This window comes from Tabrizicola sp. (genome assembly GCF_036781545.1).
GTDB lineage: Bacteria > Pseudomonadota > Alphaproteobacteria > Rhodobacterales > Rhodobacteraceae > Tabrizicola.
Genome location: NZ_DAIQAT010000067.1, coordinates 1 through 17277 on the forward strand (window position 1 = coordinate 1; position 17277 = coordinate 17277).

The window sequence follows — 17277 nt, forward strand, 5'->3', positions numbered from 1 at the left end:
GTCACGCCCAGTTTCCTTTCGACATCAGGCCCAGCACCTCCAGCTGGCGCCAGTTGACATATTTTTCGCTCCAGTTGCACCAGAGATCGCGTTCGCGGGCGATGCCCTCGCGGTAGGCGCGGTATTCGTGGCTTTCGGCATAATGCTGGCCACGCGCCAGTTCCTCGGCGGCCTTGGCGGCAAAGGTATCCAGGAACTTGGCATGGAGGAGGACGCCCGAGGCACGTTCGCCGCCCTGATCCTCGTAGGTGAGGTTCAGGTGGCGCGGCAGGGCCATATGGGTCGAGGAGACATAGGCGTAGGAGCGGTGCCACTTGACCAGGGGCGTCTTGTTCATGGCTGGCGCGTGTTTCGGGCGGTCGGGAAAGAAGAGGCGGGCGCGGGGGCCGCCCTGGATCCAGAGGTTGCGGTAGAGCGGATTGCGATTGATCAGGTAGTTGCCGCTGTCGAAATACTGGGCGATCTCGAAGGGGTTCTGCCCTTCGGCATAGGGCTGCTCGTGCATCGCGCCCTTGGGATACATGTCCAGCATCATCGCGGCGAAGCTGGGGGTTCCGGCGCTGTCCAGCCAGTCGGTGAGGGCGCGGAGGGGTCTGGTCTCGCAGAATGGGTAGACGAGGAATTCGTCGACATCGACGGTCAGGCACCAGCGCCCGTGGCCGTGGCGGCGGAGGAGATGCATCATCCAGTCCATGCCGAAGCGCGACTGGCGGTAGCCGGCGGTGGCGGACCAGACCGAGACGTCGGGCTGCCGGGCCAGGTAGTCGCGGCTGCCGTCGTCGGAGCCATTGTCGACGATGAGGAAGTGGTCCACCCCGAGGCGGCGGTAGTAGGCGAGGAAGTAGGGGAGCCGGATGCGTTCGTTGCGGAGGGTGGAGAAGAGGAGGATCGGCTGCGCGGCAAGCCCGGCGGTGCGGTCGGCGACGGGGGTGAGCTGGCGGCGGCGGCGGAAGGCGCGGGCCAGCAGGTAGCGGCGGCGCACGCGCAGGCGGATGAGGTCGATCAGGCCCATACGGCCCCCGCCTGTCCCGTCATATCCAGCCGCCCCGCGACATCAGGCCCAAAGCCTCCAACTGCCGCCAGCCGGTGTAGCGGGTGGAGGCGGCGCAGCGCAAGACCGGGTCGGCGGTGAGGCGGTCGTAGTAAGCGGCATACTGGCTGGCGTCGCCGAAATGCTGCCCCCGCGCCTTTTCTTCGGCGGAGCGGTCGGTGATGCCGGGCAGGAACTTGGTGTGGAGAAGGACGCCGGAGGTCAGCTCTCCCCCATCTGCCGCGTAGACCTGGTTCAGGCGCGGCGGCAGGAGGGCGTGGGTGGAGTTGACGTAAGTCTGCCGCCAGTGCCAGCGGACCAGCGGGGTCTTGTTCAGCGTGGGGGCACGGCGGGGGTCGGCGGCGAAGAAGGCGCGGGCGCGGGCACCGCCCTGGACCCAGAGATTGCGCATCCGGGGCTGGACCTGGACCTGATAGTTCCCCGCATCAAACCATGACAGATGGCAGATCGGGTCGTCCTCCTGCCCCACAGCGCCTTGCGACACCGGGCCTTCGGGATACATGTCCAGCGTCAGCGCGCCGAGGCTGTCGCGGCCCTGCGCCTCCAGCCAGCCGGTCAGGGCGGGCAGCGGGCGGGTCTGCCAATAGGGGTAGACCAGCAGTTCATCGGCATCGAGCGTCAGGCACCAGTGGCCGTGACCGTGGCGCATCTGCAGCCAGGTCAGCCAGTCCATCCCGAAGCGGGACTCCTTGTAGCTGGCGGGGGTGTGCCAGAGCGAGACATCGGGCTGGTCAGCCAGCAGGACGGCGGAGCCATCCGTGCTGGCGTTGTCGACGACCAGGAAGTGCCGGACCCCCAGCGCGCGATGATGGCGCAGGAAATGCGGCAGGCGCTGCGCCTCGTTCCGCAGGCAGAGGAAGCACAGCACATCGCCGCGGGTGATCTGCGCGGTGCGGTCCGCCACCACCGAAAGCTGGCGACGTTTCCGCATCGCGCGCACCAGAAGGCGTTGGCGGCGAAGGCGCAGTTTCAGCGCCAGAAGCACGCCGGTCAGGCCAGTGGGGGGCGGCTCAAGCTCGCCCACCGCACAGGCATGGGGCAGGTGCCGGGGAAAGGCCGGTGTCTCGCCCCGGACGGCCAATCCTATTGCGCGGCCTTCTGCATCGCGGTCAGCGAATGCAGGAAATCGGCGAATTCCTCGCCGAATTCCGGTCGCGACAAGCCGAAGGCGACGGTGGCTTGCAGGAAGCCGATCTTCGAGCCGCAATCGTAGCGCTGACCCCGGAAGCGCAGGCCGAAGACGCCGCCGGGGCGTTTGGTTTCTTCCGCGATGGCGTCGGTCAGCTGGATTTCCCCGCCCGCGCCCTGCTTGATCTTGTTCAGGTTGGTCAAGACCTTGGGCGTCAGGATATAGCGCCCGATCACCGCGAGATTCGAGGGTGCATCCTCAGGTTTCGGCTTTTCGACCATGCCCTTGACCCGGACGATGGCGCCGTTGTCCTCGGCGATGTCGAGGACGCCGTAGCTGGAGGTCCGCTTCGGTGCGACTTCCATCGCCGCGACCATGCAGCCTCCGGTTTCGGCATGGGCCTCGACCATCTGCTGCAGGCAGGGGGTTTCGGCGGCGATCACGTCATCGGGCAGCAGGACGGCGAAGGGCTCGTTGCCGATCAGGCGGCGGGCGCACCAGACGGCATGGCCAAGACCCATGGGCCGGTTCTGCCGGACATAGGCGATGGCGCCCGAATCCATGTTGGTGTCCTTGAGGATATCCAGAAGGTCGGTCTTGTTTTTCTTCTTCAGCTCGGATTCCAGCTCGGGAGCGTGGTCGAAATAGTCCTCGAGCGCGGATTTCCCGCGCGAGGTCACGAAGATGAATTCCTTGATCCCGGCGGCGCGGGCCTCGTCGATGGCGTACTGGATCAGCGGCCGGTCGACCAACGTCATGATCTCTTTCGGAATCGACTTAGTGGCTGGCAGGAAGCGCGTTCCAAGCCCGGCCACGGGAAATACTGCCTTGGTGATCTTTCTGGTCTTCATGACTCGTCCCAACCCCATCCGGTCTCGCTAAAATCTCGACTCAATGTCGTTCGCAGCCGAATCTGACCTTAAGCGGGCAGTGCCGCGGCAATATTGGTAAACTGCACCAGCGGGCCGTCTTTCGCATCAAAAAACGACGGCAAGGCGACAATCCATACCCGCATCCGGTCGCTTTTCACCCAGGGGTTGTAGCAAGCATGGATTCGATGATCGTGACGTCGGAGGGGTTGTTCAGCTCCCAGAACTGGCGGCCTTTGGCTTCGACTTCGACGCAGAGGACGGGGCGGCCCTGTTCAAGGAAGCGCAGCTGTTCCAATCCTTCCAGGGTCTCCAGCGGACCGATGGGCCAGGACGGATAGGCGGCCAGCGCGGCGGGGCGGTAGGCGTAGACGCCGACATGGTGGAAGACCGGGGTCGGCTCGTCTGGGGCGTAGTCGCGGCCGGTGTAGGGGATGACTTCCTTGGAGAAATAGAGCGCGCGGCCATGTTCGCCGAAGACGGCGGTGGTGCCGCCGACACGGCCAGCGCGGCGGTCGGCGAGAAAGCCTGCAACGGCCCGGCCATCGCAGCGCAGGACCGGGGTGGCGATGTCGGCTTGGGGGTCGGCGGCCATGCCCGCAAGCAGGTGTTCGACGAACCAGGCGGGGGTGAGGGGGGCATCGCCCTGCAGGTTCACGATGAGGTCGTACCCGGAAAGCTTCGCGGCCACCTCGGCGCAGCGTTCGGTGCCGTTGCGGGCGTCCGTCGAGGTCATCACCACCTCGGCCCCGAAGCCTGCCGCATGGTCGGCGATACGGGCGTCATCGGTGGCCACGACGACGCGGTCGATGCCCTGCACCGCTGTCGCGGCCTCCCAGCTGCGGCGGATCAGGGTCTTCCCGCCGTCGGGGCCTTTGAGCGTGACCAGCGGTTTGCCGGGGTAGCGGGTCGAGGCATAGCGGGCGGGGATGGCGATGAGGGTCTTCATTTCAGCACCACGCCAGGCGCATGGGCGATGAAGAACGGATTGTCCCAGCCGGGCTTGCCGTAGGCGAGGGGCTGGTGGTCGTCGAAGCGGACGGTGCAGCCCCCTGCCCCGCGCAACACGGCATCCCCGGCGGCGGTGTCCCATTCCATCGTGCGGCCGAGACGGGGGTAGAGGTCGGCCTCGCCCGTCGCCAGAAGGCAGAACTTCAGGCTGGACCCGGCGGAGGTCATGTCGCGGACCGCATAGCGCGCGATGTAGTCGTCCGTTGCCTGGTCGCGGTGGGATTTCGAGGCGACGACCATAAGCGCGGCGTTGTCGGGGGTGGATACGCGCAACGGCGTGACCACGCCCGCATCGGGGCCGAAGGGGCCGGTCTCCTCGACCGAGCGGCCGTTGGGCAGGGTGTAGAACAGCCGCCCCTTCGCCGGGGCATAGACGACGCCATGGGTGGGCACGCCGTCCTGAACATAGGCGATGTTGACGGTGAAATCGCCGCGGCGCTGGACGAATTCCTTGGTGCCGTCCAGCGGATCGACGATGAAGAAGGTGCTGGCGGTCAGCGCGTGGCTGACGGCCTGCTCCTCGGTGATCAGCGGCACCTGCGGAAAGGCGGCGCGGAGACCGGCAGAGATGACGGCATCGGCGGCAAGGTCGGCCTCGGTCACGGGCGAGGCGTCGCCCTTGGCGCGGACCTCGAAGTCCGGGCCGTGGTAGACCTGCAGGATGCGCGCGCCCGCCTCCAGCGCCAGGCGGCGGAAAAGCAGCATCAGTTCGGCAAAATCCATCCCGGCCCCCGTGGCGATTGATCAACGGCTCGGAGGTCCTTATCCTTCGCCATCAACGGAACGGCAAGATTTCCTGGTGCAGGATGCCGGCCGGAGGGAAAGGCGCATGTTCCGACACAAGCCCGCTGCACGGTCCCGGCTTGGCCTGGCGTTCGAGACGCTGGAGCTGGTTTACCACATCGCCATCCGCAACCTGCGCCGGACGCACAACAATGCGGTGCTGGGCCTGGTGATGTCGATCGTGCAGTCGCTGATCATGCTTCTGGTCATGTTCTTCATGATGCAGCTCTTCGGGATGCGGCGTATCGCGGTGCGCGGGGACTTCATGCTGTATGTCATGTCCGGCGTCTTCATGTTCATGACCCATATCAAGACCATCCGCGCGGTCTCGCAGGCGGACGGGCCGACCTCGCAGATGATGATGCATGCGCCGATGAACCCGGTCATCTCGATCATGGGCGCGGCACTGGCATCGCTTTACCAGCAGACGCTGGCCGCCGCGTCCATCCTCTTCGTGTATCACGCGATCTGGAACCCGGTCGTCATCGAGGAACCCGTCGGGATGCTGGGCATGTATCTCTTGTCCTGGTTCTCGGGGATCGGGATCGGGATGGTGTTCATGTCGGCCCGACCCTGGCAGCCCGAGCTGGTGATGATCATCGTCACGCTCTACACCCGGGCCAACGTGATCGCTTCGGGCAAGATGGTGCTGGCCAACAACCTTGCCAGCAACCGCCGCAGCTGGTTCGACTGGAACCCGCTGTTCCACATCATCGACCAGACCCGCGGCTTCGTCTTCCTGAACTACACGCCGCGCTATACCTCGTACGAATACGCGATCAAATATGCGCTGGTCTGCATCCTGATTGGCCTGATGGCGGAGTTCTTCACCCGGCAGCACGCCTCGGCCAGCTGGGGAAAGCAGCGATGATCCGTCTTGCGGTGGCGCTGCTCTGGCTGCTTCCGGCAGCGCTGCGGGCCGAGGTCTATCCCGCGCCGCATGACGTGACCGGAGTGGCCGCGGACGACGTTCTGAACATCCGCGCGCTGCCGGATGCGGGCTCTGCGGTGATCGGGACACTGGCGCCGGATGCGACGGGGGTCGAGGTGCTGTACGAGACGGAAGGCTGGGGCCTTGTGAACACCGGGGAAGGCAACGGCTTTGTCGCAATGCGTTTCCTGTCGCGGGCAGAGGGGCCGGACTGGAACGCGCTGGAAACCCCGCTGACCTGCCTGGGGACCGAACCTTTCTGGTCGCTGCGGATCGACCCGGCGAAGGGCGAGACCCGGCTGCAGACGCCCATGGACGAGGCGCCCCGGATCGCGCCTATCGCCGCCAGCTGGCCCGCGCTGCCCTGGTCGCAGACGGCGGCCCTTACCCTGCCCGAGGGCATTGCCGTCCTGGCACCCGCCGCGTGTTCGGACGGCATGTCGGACCAAGCCTACGGGATTGCCGCCGACCTGTTCCTGACCGGGCCGGATCCAGCGCGCCTTTCGGGCTGCTGCCGCCTGGGCTTGCCATGACGGCTGGCCGGGCTTGTCCGGGCAAACTGCGGATTTCCGCGCATCATTGCAGAAGATTCGCGGCAAAGCCCATGCGCCAACCGTTGCAGCCCTGAAAACGCCTGCCTATATACGCCACACACGGGCGCCGGGCCGCCAGACCTGACGCTTTTCACAAGGTGGGGATGCCTGCTTTTCAAGGGTCCTTGCCGGAACATCGCCTGAAGTAAAGGGATACACACATGGCCAAAGTCATCGGTATTGACCTCGGGACCACCAACTCCTGCGTTGCCATCATGGACGGCTCGCAACCCCGGGTGATCGAGAATTCGGAAGGCGCGCGCACGACGCCCTCCATCGTCGGCTTCACGGAAAGCGAACGCCTGGTCGGCCAGCCCGCCAAGCGCCAGGCCGTGACCAACCCCACCAACACCGTCTTCGCCGTCAAGCGTCTGATCGGCCGCCGGCTGGGCGATGCCGAGGTGGAAAAGGACAAGAAGCTTGTCCCCTACCACATCGTCGACGGCGGCAACGGCGACGCCTGGGTGGAAGTGCGGGGCGAGAAATATTCGCCGTCGCAGGTTTCGGCCTTCATCCTGCAGAAGATGAAGGAAACGGCTGAATCCTATCTGGGTGAGACCGTCACCCAGGCGGTGATCACCGTGCCCGCCTATTTCAACGATGCCCAGCGCCAGGCCACCAAGGACGCGGGCAAGATCGCGGGGCTGGAAGTCCTGCGCATCATCAACGAGCCGACGGCTGCCGCGCTGGCCTATGGGCTGGACAAGAAGGAATCGAAGACCATCGCGGTCTATGACCTTGGCGGCGGGACCTTCGACATCACCATCCTGGAGATCGACGACGGCCTGTTCGAGGTCAAGTCGACCAACGGCGACACCTTCCTCGGCGGTGAAGACTTCGACATGCGGATCGTCCAGTATCTCGCGGACGAGTTCAAGAAAGAGCATGGCGTCGACCTCACGCTGGACAAGATGGCGCTGCAGCGGCTGAAGGAGGCCTCGGAAAAGGCCAAGATCGAGCTGTCGTCCAGCCAGCAGACCGAGATCAACCAACCCTTCATCAGCATGGACAAGAACACCGGGCAGCCCCTGCACCTGGTGGTCAAGCTGACGCGGTCCAAGCTGGAAAGCCTGGTCGAGGACCTGATCAAGAAGTCGATCAAGCCCTGCATGGCCGCGCTGAAGGATGCCGGTGTCAGCAAGGACGACATCGACGAGGTCGTGCTGGTCGGCGGGATGACCCGGATGCCGCGCGTGATCGAGGAAGTGACCAAATACTTCGGCAAGGAACCCCACAAGGGCGTCAACCCGGATGAAGTCGTGGCTTTGGGCGCGGCGATCCAGGCTGGCGTGCTGCAAGGCGACGTCAAGGATGTGGTCCTTCTGGACGTGACCCCGCTGTCCTTGGGGATCGAGACTCTGGGTGGTGTCTTCACCCGGCTGATCGACCGCAACACCACGATCCCGACCAAGAAGAGCCAGGTCTTCTCGACCGCCGAGGACAATCAGAACGCGGTGACGATCCGCGTGTTCCAGGGCGAGCGCGAGATGGCCGCCGACAACAAGATGCTGGGCCAGTTCAACCTGGAACAGATCCCCCCTGCCCCGCGCGGGGTGCCGCAGATCGAGGTGACCTTCGACATCGACGCCAACGGCATCGTGTCGGTGAAAGCCAAGGACAAGGGCACCAACAAGGAGCAGGCGATCACCATCCAGGCCTCGGGCGGCCTGTCGGACTCGGACATCGAGCAGATGATCAAGGACGCCGAGGCGAATGCCGAAGCCGACAAGGAACGTCGCGAGTTGGTCGAGACCAAGAACCAGGGCGAAAGCCTGCTGCATTCGACGAAGAAGTCGCTGTCCGAACATGGCGACAAGGTCGACCCCTCCACCGTCGAGGCGATCGAACTGGCGATGGGCCCGCTGGAAGACGCGCTGAAGGGCGAGGATGCCGGCAAGATCAAGAGCGGCATCCAGAACCTGACCGAAGCCGCGATGAAGCTGGGCGAGGCGATCTACAAGGCCACCCAGGCCGAGGGCGGCAGCGCCGAGGACGAGCCGCGGCCGGTGGATGACGACGACATCGTCGACGCCGACTTCGAGGACCTGGGCAACAACAAGCGGAAGTAAGCCGCGGGAATCGGAAAAGGGGGCGGTCTGGCAACGGGCCGCCCCTCGCCGGTTCCACATGGGGGTTTTGCCGTGGCAAAGCGCGACTATTACGAGGTTCTGGGGGCGAAGAAGGGTGCTTCGGCGGAGGAGCTGAAGAAAGCCTATCGGGCGAAGGCGAAAGAGCTGCACCCCGACCGCAACTCCGACAACCCGCAGGCCGAGGCCCAGTTCAAGGAAGTGAACGAGGCCTATGAGGTCCTGAAGGACGACCAGAAGAAGGCGGCCTACGACCGCTTCGGCCATGCGGCCTTTGAAGGCGGCATGGGTGGTGGCCCGCGTCCCGGCGGCTACGGCCAGCAGGGCGATTTCGCCAGCGCCTTCTCGGACGTGTTCGAGGACCTGTTCGGCGATTTCATGGGCCGGGGCGGCGGCGGGAGCGGCGGAGGCCGGTCACGCGCGCAGCGCGGCTCGGACCTGCGCTACAACATGCGGGTTTCGCTGGAGGAGGCCTATACCGGCATCCAGAAGACCATCACCGTGCCCACCTCTGTCACCTGCGACACCTGCCACGGGTCAGGCGCGGAAGGCGGGGCCGAGCCGGTCACCTGCCCCACCTGCAACGGCATGGGCAAGGTCCGGGCGCAGCAGGGCTTCTTCACCATCGAACGCACCTGCCACCAGTGCAACGGCATGGGCCAGATCATCAAGAACCCCTGCCGTACCTGCGGCGGCCAGGGCCGGGTGCAGAAGGAAAAGCAGCTGTCGGTCAACATCCCGCAGGGGGTGGAGACGGGCACGCGTATCCGGCTGGCGGGCGAGGGCGAGGCGGGCCTGCGCGGCGGACCGAACGGCGACCTCTACATCTTCATCGAGGTGAAGGAGCACGCGCTTTTCCAGCGGGACGGGGTGCATCTCTTCTGCCGGGTGCCGGTGTCGATGCCCACCGCCGCGATGGGCGGCGAGATCGAGGTGCCGACGATCGATGGCGGCAAGGCGCGGGTCAAGGTCCCCGCCGGGGCGCAGTCGGGCAAGCAGATGCGGCTTCGGTCGAAGGGGATGCCGGCGCTGCGGTCGCCGAACACCGGCGACATGGTGATCGAGCTGGCGGTGGAGACCCCGGTCAACCTGACCAGCCGCCAGCGCGAGTTGCTGCGCGAGTTCGAGAAGCTGAGCGAGGAGAACAACCCGGAAGGGTCGTCGTTCTTTTCCAAGGTGAAAAGCTTCTGGGAAGGGATGAAGGGGTAGCAACCTCGCCACCTTCCTGTCATCCCCGCGAAAGCGGCGACCCGTCTTCAAACGCCGGGGCCTGGGTCGCCGCTTTCGCGGGGATGACAGGCGGCTCGGTGTGCCGTCTCCATTAACCCTTCCTCAACCATGACGCGGCAATCTCCGCGCCATGGTCCAGTCCTTCAACGAACCCTTTCTCCCCCTGACCGTGCCTGCCGAGCCTGATGAGGCCGAGCCGCAGGCGCTGACCGGGCGGCTGCCCAGCTACATCGCCGACCATCGCCAGCGGCTGCGCGACCGCTTCATGCAGGGCGGTGGCGCGGCCTTGGCGGATTACGAACTGCTGGAGCTGGTCCTGTTCCGCGCCATTCCCCGGCAGGACGTGAAGCCGCTGGCCCGGCTGCTTCTGGACACGTTCGGCGATTTCAACCGGGTCGTCGCCGCCTCGCACGCGCGGCTGCAGATGGTCAAGGGCGCCGGTCCCGCCGTGGTGCTGGAGCTGAAGCTGCTCGAAGCCGCGGCCCAGCGGATGATGCGGGCGCGGGTGATGCAGAAGCCGGTGTTGTCCAGCTGGGACGCGCTTCTGGACCATTGCCACACCACCATGGCGCACAGGGAGACTGAACAGTTCCGCGTCCTCTTCCTCGACCGCAAGAACGTGCTGATCGCGGATGAAGAGCAGGCGAGCGGCACGGTGGATCACGTCCCCGTCTACCCGCGCGAGATCGTCAAGCGCGCGCTGGAGCTGAACGCCAGCGCGCTGATCCTGGTCCACAACCACCCGAGCGGCGACCCCACGCCGTCGGACGCCGACCTGTCCATGACCCGCCAGGTTTGGGACGCCTGCGAGGCGCTGGGGCTGAAGCTGCATGACCACCTGATCATCGGCAAATCGCGTGAGTTGAGCTTCCGCTCGCAGGGCTACCTTTAGCTCACGCCTTGCGCTACGCATGGGGCATGAGCGAGTTCGATCTTGTCATCTTCGACTGCGACGGCGTGCTGATCGACAGCGAGATCATCAGCGCGCGGATGCTCGTCACCGAACTGGCCCGGCTGGGGCTGGCCATCGATCTGCCCTATGTCGAGCGCAATTTCCTTGGCCGGAGCTATCCGGTGGTGATGGAGACGATTCGCCGGGAATTCGGCCTCGACCTTCCGCCGGATTTCGAGGCGCGCTATCGCGAGGCGCTGCTGGCCGCCTTCCAGACCGAGCTGAAGATCGTCCCGCATGTGCAGGAGGTGCTGGCGGGCATCGGCCTGCCATTCTGCGTCGCCACCTCCTCTTCCCCCCGCCGGGTGGACATCTCGCTGGCGCTGGTCGGCCTTGCGCCGCTGATCGGCGACAGGGTCTTCACCTCGACCATGGTCGCGAGGGGCAAGCCCGCGCCGGACCTGTTCCTTTACGCCGCCGCACAGATGGGCGCAGACCCCGCCCGGACGCTGGTGATCGAAGACAGCCTGACAGGCATCCGCGCCGGGCTGGCAGCGGGGATGACCGTCTGGCGCTTTGTCGGCGGCAGCCATCTGGGGGCAGAGACGCCGGACGAGCCCGAGGACGCCCGCCCGCACCGCAGGCTTGTCAGCTTCGCCGATTTTTTCCAGATTGCGCCCGGTCTAAAATCCGCCAGGCAACCGGCATGAGCAACGAACCCTCCCTTCAGGACGAAGCGGCCCGCGCGGGCTGGCTCTACTATGTCGCCGGGATGACCCAGGACCAGATCGCGGGCGAACTGGGGGTCAGCCGCCAGCGGGCGCAAAGGCTGGTCAGCCGGGCGATGGCCGAGGGGCTGATCCATGTGCGCCTCAACCACCGGATCGGCGCCTGCCTGGACCTGGAGGCTGCCCTGCGCGACCGGTTCCGGCTGGACCGCGTGCGGGTGTCGCCGGGCCTTGGCGCCGGGGCGGACCCGGTGCGCGCGATTGCCCCGGCTGCGGCGGCAGAACTGGAACGCTTTCTGCGGATGCCGGAGCCCCTGGTTGTGGCGCTGGGGACGGGACGGGCCTTGCGCGGCATGGTCGACGCGATGGTCGAGATCGACGCGCCGCAGCACCGGCTGGTCTCGCTGATCGGCAACATCGCCCCCGACGGCTCGGCCAGTTTCTTCGACGTGGTGATGCGGATCGCCGACAAGGTGCGGGCGCCGCATTATCCGATGCCGGTGCCGGTGATCAGCCCGACGCCCGAAGAGAACGCGGCGTTCCACGCGCTTGCCCCCGTGCAGAAGGTGGTGGCGCTGGCCGAGGCTGCGGATGTGGTCTTTGTCGGCGTGGGCCAGATGTCGCTGGACGCGCCGCTTCTGGCCGACGGCTTCGTGACCCGCGCCGAACTGGACGAGATGCAGGCGGCGGGCGCGGCGGGCGAGGTGGCCGGCTGGACCTTCGATTCGGAGGGGCGCTACCTGGATCTGGGCACCAACCGGAGGACCGGCGGGGTGCGGGTGGCGCCCGGGCTGGACCGGCCCTCGATCGGGATTGCTGCGGGCGCATCCAAGGTTCCGGCTATTCATGGCGCGATCAAATCCCGCATCATCAATGGGTTGGTGACAGACGAACCGACCGCTCGGTCCCTGCTGACCCAGACCTGAACCGTGCAGTTGCGGCGGAAGAGGGGGCTTGACGACTCTGGCAAATGTGTGAGCATTTACCCAACAGGCGATGATTTGCTCATACGCTGATCCAGGGAGGATTACATGACGAAGACGCTGCGCGCCCTTTTGGGCGCAACGGCCCTTGTCACGCTTTCGGGCGTCGCGATGGCCGAAACGACGATCACCGTCGCAACCGTGAACAACGGCGACATGGTCCGGATGCAGGGCCTGATGGACGACTTCAACGCCAAGCACCCCGACATCAAGGTGGAATGGGTCACGCTGGAAGAGAACGTCCTGCGCCAGAACGTGACGACCGACATCGCCACTGGCGGCGGCCAGTATGACGTGATCACCATCGGCACCTACGAGGTTCCGATCTGGGGCAAGCAGGGCTGGCTCACCAGCCTCAACGACCTCCCGGCGGAATATGACGTGGACGACCTGCTTCCGGCGATCCGCGGCGGCCTGACCGTCGACGGCAACCTGATGGCGGCGCCGTTCTACGGCGAAAGCTCGATGGTGATGTATCGCAAGGACCTGATGGAAGCCGCCGGGCTGACCATGCCCGACGCGCCGACCTGGGCCGACATCGAGAAGGCCGCGGCCGCGATGACCGACAAGTCCAAGGAGCAATACGGCATCTGCCTGCGCGGCAAGGCCGGCTGGGGCGAGAACATGGCCTTCCTCACCGCCATGTCCAACAGCTATGGCGCGCGCTGGTTCGACGAGAACTGGGTGCCGCAGTTCGACCAGCCGGAATGGAAGGCGACGCTGGACAGCTATCTGCACCTGATGAACGAATACGGGCCTCCCGGGGCCTCGAACAACGGGTTCAACGAAAACCTGACGCTGTTCCAGCAAGGCAAGTGCGGCATGTGGATCGACGCCACGGTTGCGGCGTCCTTCGTGACGGGCAAGGATTCGACCGTTGCCGACAAGGTGGGCTTCGCGCTCGCCCCCGACAACGGGCTGGGCAAGCGCGGCAACTGGCTCTGGGCCTGGAGCCTCGCGATCCCGTCGTCATCGGATGCCAAGGATGCGGCCAAGGTCTTCATCGACTGGGCGACCAACAAGGACTACCTCGCGCTGGTCGCGTCGAAGGAAGGCTGGGCCAACGTGCCTCCGGGCACGCGGACCTCGCTCTATTCCAACGAGGAATATGCCAAGGTGCCCTTCGCCAAGATGACGATCGACAGCATCAACTCGGCTGACCCGAATGCGCCGACCGTCAAGCCGGTGCCCTATGTCGGCGTCCAGTTCGTGGCCATCCCGGAATTCCAGGGCCTGGGCACCAGCGTGGGCGAGATCTTCTCGGCGGCGCTGGCTGGCCAGAAGACCTCCGAGCAGGCGCTGGCGGAAGCCCAGGCGCTGGTCACGGACGAGATGAAGGCCGCAGGCTACATCCAGTGACACCGACCCCGGGGGTAACCTCCCAAGGCCCCCGGGATCACCTTCGGCTTGCAGCGCCATCGGCCTGCAAGCCGACCCTTCCAAAGCCGAAAACCCGTTTCGTCGCTTGCGTGGTGCCCCTGGTTCCGCCCCACCGCCCTATCGGTCGCTGACCCCCCGGAAGATTCGGAGACCTGCCCCATGTCCACGCAATCCAGCCGCTTCGCCGCCCGCATGATGGTGGCCCCCTCGGTCGCGCTCCTCCTGATCTGGATGATCGTGCCGCTGGCGATGACGCTCTACTATTCCTTCCGTCTCTACCGCCTGCTGTCTCCGGACCGGACCGGCTGGGTCGGGTTCACCAACTACCGCTGGTTCCTGAACTCGCCCGATTTCTGGCTGGCCATGTTCAACACGCTGGCGCTGGTGGGCGGGGTGCTGATCATCACCGTGGTGCTGGGGATGCTGATCGCGCTTCTGATCGACCAGCCGGTGAAGGGTCAGGGGCTTCTGCGCATCCTGGTGATCGCGCCCTTCTTCGTGATGCCGCCGGTGGCCGCCTCGATCTGGGAGAACCTGTTCATGCATCCGCAGAACGGGCTTTTCGCCGCCGTGTCCCGCAGTTTCGGCGCCCAGCCGATCCTGTTCCTGGAGAACTACCCGATGCTGTCGGTCATCGGCATCGTCAGCTGGGAATGGCTGCCCTTCGCCACGCTGATCCTGTTGACCGCGCTGCAATCGCTGTCCTCGGAACAGCTGGAAGCGGCGGAAATGGATGGCGCTTCGGCCTTCAGCCGGTTCCGCTACATCATCCTGCCGCATGCCACCCGGGCGATCACCGTGGTCATCCTGATCCAGACGATCTTCCTGCTGGGCATCTTCGGCGAGATCTTCACCACCACGCAGGGCGGGCCGGGCTCGGCCTCGACCACGCTTCCCTACATGATCTTCAAGCAGGCCATCGCCGCCAAGGACATCGGCCGCGCCGCCGCCGGAGGCATCATCGCGGTGATCCTCGCCAATATCGTGGCCTATTTCCTGATGCGCGGCATCGGCCGTCATCTGGACGCGTAAGGAGAGACCGACATGGCACGCGCCGTCACCCCCCGCCGCAAGCTGATCACCACCCTGGCCGCATGGACGGTGGCGCTGATCATCTTCTTCCCGGTCCTCTGGATGATCCTGACCAGCTTCAAGACCGAAGCCTCCGCCGTCGCCAACCCACCCGAATTCTTCTCGGCCGACTGGACGCTGGCAAACTATGCCGAGGTCTGGGCCCGGTCGGACTATCCGCGCTTCTTCTGGAACTCGGTCGTCATCTCGGTCGGCTCCACGCTTCTGGGCCTTCTGGTCGCGGTGCCTTCGGCCTGGGCCATGGCCTTCGTGCCGGGCCGGAAGACCAAGGACCTGCTGATGTGGATGCTGTCGACCAAGATGATGCCCGCGGTCGCGGTGATGATCCCGCTGTATCTTCTGTTCCAGCGCCTGGGCCTGATCGACACCAAGTTCGGCCTCGTCATCGCGCTGATGCTGATGAACCTGCCGATCATCATCTGGATGCTCTACACCTACTTCAAGGAAATCCCCGGCGAGATCCTGGAAGCGTCGCGGATGGACGGGGCAAGCCTCTGGGGCGAGATCGTCCATGTGCTGACGCCGATGGCGCTGCCCGGCATCGCCTCGACCATGCTTCTGAACATCATCCTCGCCTGGAACGAGGCGTTCTGGACCATCGTCCTGACCACCACCAAGGCGGCGCCCCTTTCGGCCTTCATCGCCAGCTTCTCGGCGCCGCAGGGCCTGTTCTACGCGAAACTCTCGGCAGCATCGGCCATGGCCATCATGCCGATCCTTATCCTTGGCTGGTTCAGCCAGAAGCAACTCGTGCGCGGCCTGACCTTCGGCGCGGTGAAGTGAGGAAATCATGGGCAAGATCGAACTGACCAAGGTCCGCAAGAGCTTCGGTGACGTGCATGTCATCCCGGGGATCGACCTTCAGATCAATGACGGCGAATTCGTCGTCTTCGTCGGCCCCTCGGGCTGCGGGAAGTCCACGTTGCTGCGGCTGATCGCCGGGCTGGAGGATACCTCTTCCGGCACGATCGAGATCGACGGCAAGGACGCGACGAACCTGCCGCCCGCCAAGCGGGGCCTGGCAATGGTGTTCCAGTCCTACGCTTTGTATCCGCATATGACGGTGCGGAAGAACATCGCCTTCCCGCTGAAGATGGCGGGCATGGACCAGGCGGAACAGGACAAAAGGGTGGAACGCGCCGCCAAGGTGCTGAACCTTGCCAACTACCTCGACCGTCGCCCCGGCCAGCTGTCCGGGGGCCAGCGCCAGCGGGTCGCCATCGGGCGGGCCATCGTGCGCGAACCGGCGGCGTTCCTCTTCGACGAGCCCCTGTCGAACCTCGACGCGGCGCTGCGGGTGGGGATGCGGCAGGAGATCAGTGAGCTTCACCAGTCGCTGAAGACCACGATGATCTATGTCACCCACGACCAGGTGGAAGCCATGACCATGGCCGACAAGATCGTGGTGCTGAATGCCGGCAACATTGAGCAGGTCGGCGCACCGCTGGAACTGTACAGCAACCCGCGTAACCTGTTCGTCGCGGGCTTCATCGGCAGCCCGAAGATGAACTTCATCGAAGGGGCCGAGGCCGCCAAGCACAATGCCCATACCATCGGCGTCCGGCCCGAGCATATCACCGTCGGCGACGGCCCTTGGGAGGGCGTGGTGGGCCTGTCGGAACACCTCGGCTCGGACAGCTTCCTGAAGGTCGCGGTCGAGGGCATCGGCACCCTGACCGTCCGCGCGCCGGGCGAGGTTCATGTGCATCACGGTGATCGCGTCAAGCTGGCCCCTGCCGGCAAGATCCACCGCTTCGACGCGAACGGGCTTGCACTATGAGACTGGCAGGCAAGACCGCCCTGATCACCGGCGCGGCGCGCGGCATCGGCCTGGCCTTCGCCCGCGCCTATCTGGCCGAAGGGGCCGAAGTGGCGATTGCCGACATCAACCTCGCGGCGGCACAGAAGGCGGCGGCGGACCTCGGGCCAAAAGCCCATGCCGTCGCGCTGGACGTGACGCGGCAGGAGTCCATCGACACCGCCTTCGCGGAAGCCGTGGCGACGATGGGCAAGCTCGACATCCTGATCAACAATGCCGCTCTCTTCAGCGCGGCGCCCATCGCCGAGATCAGCCGGGCCGACTATGACAGGCTCTTCGCGGTCAATGTCTCGGGGACACTCTTCTGCCTGCAGGCCGCCGCCCGGCACATGATCGCGCGCGGTCAGGGCGGCACGATCATCAACATGGCCAGCCAGGCCGGGCGGCGGGGGGAAAGCCTTGTCGCGGTCTACTGCGCGACCAAGGCCGCGGTGATCAGCCTGACGCAATCGGCGGGGCTTGGCCTCATCCAGCACGGGATCAACGTGAACGCCATCGCGCCGGGGGTGGTGGATGGCGAGCATTGGGACGGGGTGGACGCCTTCTTCGCGAAGTACGAAGGCAAGCCCCTGGGCCAGAAGAAGAAGGAAGTCGGCGAGGCCGTGCCCTTCGGGCGCATGGGCACCGCCGAGGACCTGACCGGCATGGCGATCTTCCTTGCCACGCCGGAAGCGAAATACATCGTCGCCCAGTGCTTCG

The 17277-nt window shown here is 65.6% G+C and carries 17 protein-coding genes; 12 read left to right on the top strand and 5 right to left on the bottom strand.

The window, feature by feature from the left end:
• Position 1: 1 nt before the first annotated feature.
• The 5 genes from V7Q39_RS11625 to cysQ form a co-directional block, all read right to left on the bottom strand.
• A complete protein-coding gene (locus V7Q39_RS11625; protein WP_333816742.1) occupies positions 2–1012 on the bottom strand; it encodes a glycosyltransferase family 2 protein in 1011 nt (336 codons plus the stop codon).
• A 19-nt stretch (positions 1013–1031) separates the two neighbouring features.
• Complete coding sequence (locus V7Q39_RS11630) at positions 1032–2075, bottom strand: glycosyltransferase family 2 protein (protein WP_333816743.1); 1044 nt, start codon at positions 2073–2075, stop codon at positions 1032–1034.
• Between the two features lie 59 nt (positions 2076–2134).
• A complete protein-coding gene (gene galU, locus V7Q39_RS11635) occupies positions 2135–3031 on the bottom strand; it encodes a UTP--glucose-1-phosphate uridylyltransferase GalU (protein WP_333816744.1) in 897 nt (298 codons plus the stop codon).
• 175 nt (positions 3032–3206) lie between these two features.
• Entirely contained in the window at positions 3207–3998 is a 792-nt protein-coding gene (locus tag V7Q39_RS11640; RefSeq protein ID WP_333816745.1) for a 3-deoxy-manno-octulosonate cytidylyltransferase, read from the bottom strand.
• Positions 3995–4783, bottom strand: coding sequence for a 3'(2'),5'-bisphosphate nucleotidase CysQ (gene cysQ, locus V7Q39_RS11645; RefSeq protein WP_333816746.1), 789 nt, complete (start codon positions 4781–4783; stop codon positions 3995–3997). Before cysQ ends, V7Q39_RS11640 begins: the two co-directional genes overlap by 4 nt.
• 106 nt (positions 4784–4889) lie before the next feature.
• Here cysQ and V7Q39_RS11650 point away from each other — a divergent pair, with 106 nt between their 5' ends.
• The 12 genes from V7Q39_RS11650 to V7Q39_RS11705 all read left to right on the top strand — a co-directional run.
• Positions 4890–5714, top strand: a complete 825-nt coding sequence (locus V7Q39_RS11650; protein WP_333816747.1) for an ABC transporter permease — start codon at positions 4890–4892, stop codon at positions 5712–5714.
• The gene (locus tag V7Q39_RS11655) at positions 5711–6307 is read left to right on the top strand and encodes an SH3 domain-containing protein (RefSeq protein WP_333816748.1); all 597 of its coding nucleotides are present in this window, start codon (positions 5711–5713) and stop codon (positions 6305–6307) included. The genes V7Q39_RS11650 and V7Q39_RS11655 overlap by 4 nt, the downstream gene beginning before the upstream one ends.
• Before the next feature lie 221 nt (positions 6308–6528).
• On the top strand, positions 6529–8436 hold the full coding sequence (dnaK, locus tag V7Q39_RS11660) for a molecular chaperone DnaK (protein ID WP_333816749.1): 1908 nt from the start codon (positions 6529–6531) through the stop codon (positions 8434–8436).
• Between the two features lie 72 nt (positions 8437–8508).
• Positions 8509–9663 carry a molecular chaperone DnaJ gene (gene dnaJ / locus V7Q39_RS11665; RefSeq protein WP_333816750.1) on the top strand — a complete coding sequence of 385 codons (1155 nt, stop codon included), beginning with the start codon at positions 8509–8511 and terminating at the stop codon, positions 9661–9663.
• Positions 9664–9814: 151 nt separating this feature from the next.
• Positions 9815–10576, top strand: a complete 762-nt coding sequence (radC, locus tag V7Q39_RS11670) for a RadC family protein (protein ID WP_333816751.1) — start codon at positions 9815–9817, stop codon at positions 10574–10576.
• Between the two features lie 26 nt (positions 10577–10602).
• Positions 10603–11286, top strand: coding sequence for an HAD family hydrolase (locus V7Q39_RS11675; RefSeq protein ID WP_333816752.1), 684 nt, complete (start codon positions 10603–10605; stop codon positions 11284–11286).
• Positions 11283–12230, top strand: a complete 948-nt coding sequence (locus V7Q39_RS11680; RefSeq protein ID WP_333816753.1) for a sugar-binding transcriptional regulator — start codon at positions 11283–11285, stop codon at positions 12228–12230. The genes V7Q39_RS11675 and V7Q39_RS11680 overlap by 4 nt, the downstream gene beginning before the upstream one ends.
• A 105-nt stretch (positions 12231–12335) precedes the next feature.
• On the top strand, positions 12336–13646 hold the full coding sequence (locus tag V7Q39_RS11685) for an ABC transporter substrate-binding protein (RefSeq protein ID WP_333816754.1): 1311 nt from the start codon (positions 12336–12338) through the stop codon (positions 13644–13646).
• 180 nt (positions 13647–13826) lie between these two features.
• Entirely contained in the window at positions 13827–14699 is an 873-nt protein-coding gene (locus V7Q39_RS11690; RefSeq protein WP_333816755.1) for a carbohydrate ABC transporter permease, read from the top strand.
• 12 nt (positions 14700–14711) lie between these two features.
• A complete protein-coding gene (locus V7Q39_RS11695; protein ID WP_333816756.1) occupies positions 14712–15542 on the top strand; it encodes a carbohydrate ABC transporter permease in 831 nt (276 codons plus the stop codon).
• Between the two features lie 7 nt (positions 15543–15549).
• Positions 15550–16539: an ABC transporter ATP-binding protein gene (locus tag V7Q39_RS11700; protein WP_333816757.1), complete on the top strand. Its 990-nt coding sequence runs from the start codon at positions 15550–15552 to the stop codon at positions 16537–16539.
• The coding region (locus V7Q39_RS11705; RefSeq protein ID WP_333816758.1) for an L-iditol 2-dehydrogenase at positions 16536–17277 on the top strand (742 nt) is incomplete at its 3' end. The genes V7Q39_RS11700 and V7Q39_RS11705, both read left to right, overlap by 4 nt.

What these genes read in the sequence shown, in the direction of transcription:
- V7Q39_RS11625 (WP_333816742.1), bottom strand. Translation starts at nt 1,012, where the DNA reads ATGGGCCTGATCGACCTCATCCGCCTGCGCGTGCGCCGCCGCTACCTG.
- galU (WP_333816744.1), bottom strand. Translation starts at nt 3,031, where the DNA reads ATGAAGACCAGAAAGATCACCAAGGCAGTATTTCCCGTGGCCGGGCTT.
- V7Q39_RS11640 (WP_333816745.1), bottom strand. Translation starts at nt 3,998, where the DNA reads ATGAAGACCCTCATCGCCATCCCCGCCCGCTATGCCTCGACCCGCTAC.
- cysQ (WP_333816746.1), bottom strand. Translation starts at nt 4,783, where the DNA reads ATGGATTTTGCCGAACTGATGCTGCTTTTCCGCCGCCTGGCGCTGGAG.
- V7Q39_RS11650 (WP_333816747.1), top strand. Translation starts at nt 4,890, where the DNA reads ATGTTCCGACACAAGCCCGCTGCACGGTCCCGGCTTGGCCTGGCGTTC.
- V7Q39_RS11655 (WP_333816748.1), top strand. Translation starts at nt 5,711, where the DNA reads ATGATCCGTCTTGCGGTGGCGCTGCTCTGGCTGCTTCCGGCAGCGCTG.
- dnaK (WP_333816749.1), top strand. Translation starts at nt 6,529, where the DNA reads ATGGCCAAAGTCATCGGTATTGACCTCGGGACCACCAACTCCTGCGTT.
- radC (WP_333816751.1), top strand. Translation starts at nt 9,815, where the DNA reads ATGGTCCAGTCCTTCAACGAACCCTTTCTCCCCCTGACCGTGCCTGCC.
- V7Q39_RS11675 (WP_333816752.1), top strand. Translation starts at nt 10,603, where the DNA reads ATGAGCGAGTTCGATCTTGTCATCTTCGACTGCGACGGCGTGCTGATC.
- V7Q39_RS11680 (WP_333816753.1), top strand. Translation starts at nt 11,283, where the DNA reads ATGAGCAACGAACCCTCCCTTCAGGACGAAGCGGCCCGCGCGGGCTGG.
- V7Q39_RS11685 (WP_333816754.1), top strand. Translation starts at nt 12,336, where the DNA reads ATGACGAAGACGCTGCGCGCCCTTTTGGGCGCAACGGCCCTTGTCACG.
- V7Q39_RS11690 (WP_333816755.1), top strand. Translation starts at nt 13,827, where the DNA reads ATGTCCACGCAATCCAGCCGCTTCGCCGCCCGCATGATGGTGGCCCCC.
- V7Q39_RS11695 (WP_333816756.1), top strand. Translation starts at nt 14,712, where the DNA reads ATGGCACGCGCCGTCACCCCCCGCCGCAAGCTGATCACCACCCTGGCC.
- V7Q39_RS11700 (WP_333816757.1), top strand. Translation starts at nt 15,550, where the DNA reads ATGGGCAAGATCGAACTGACCAAGGTCCGCAAGAGCTTCGGTGACGTG.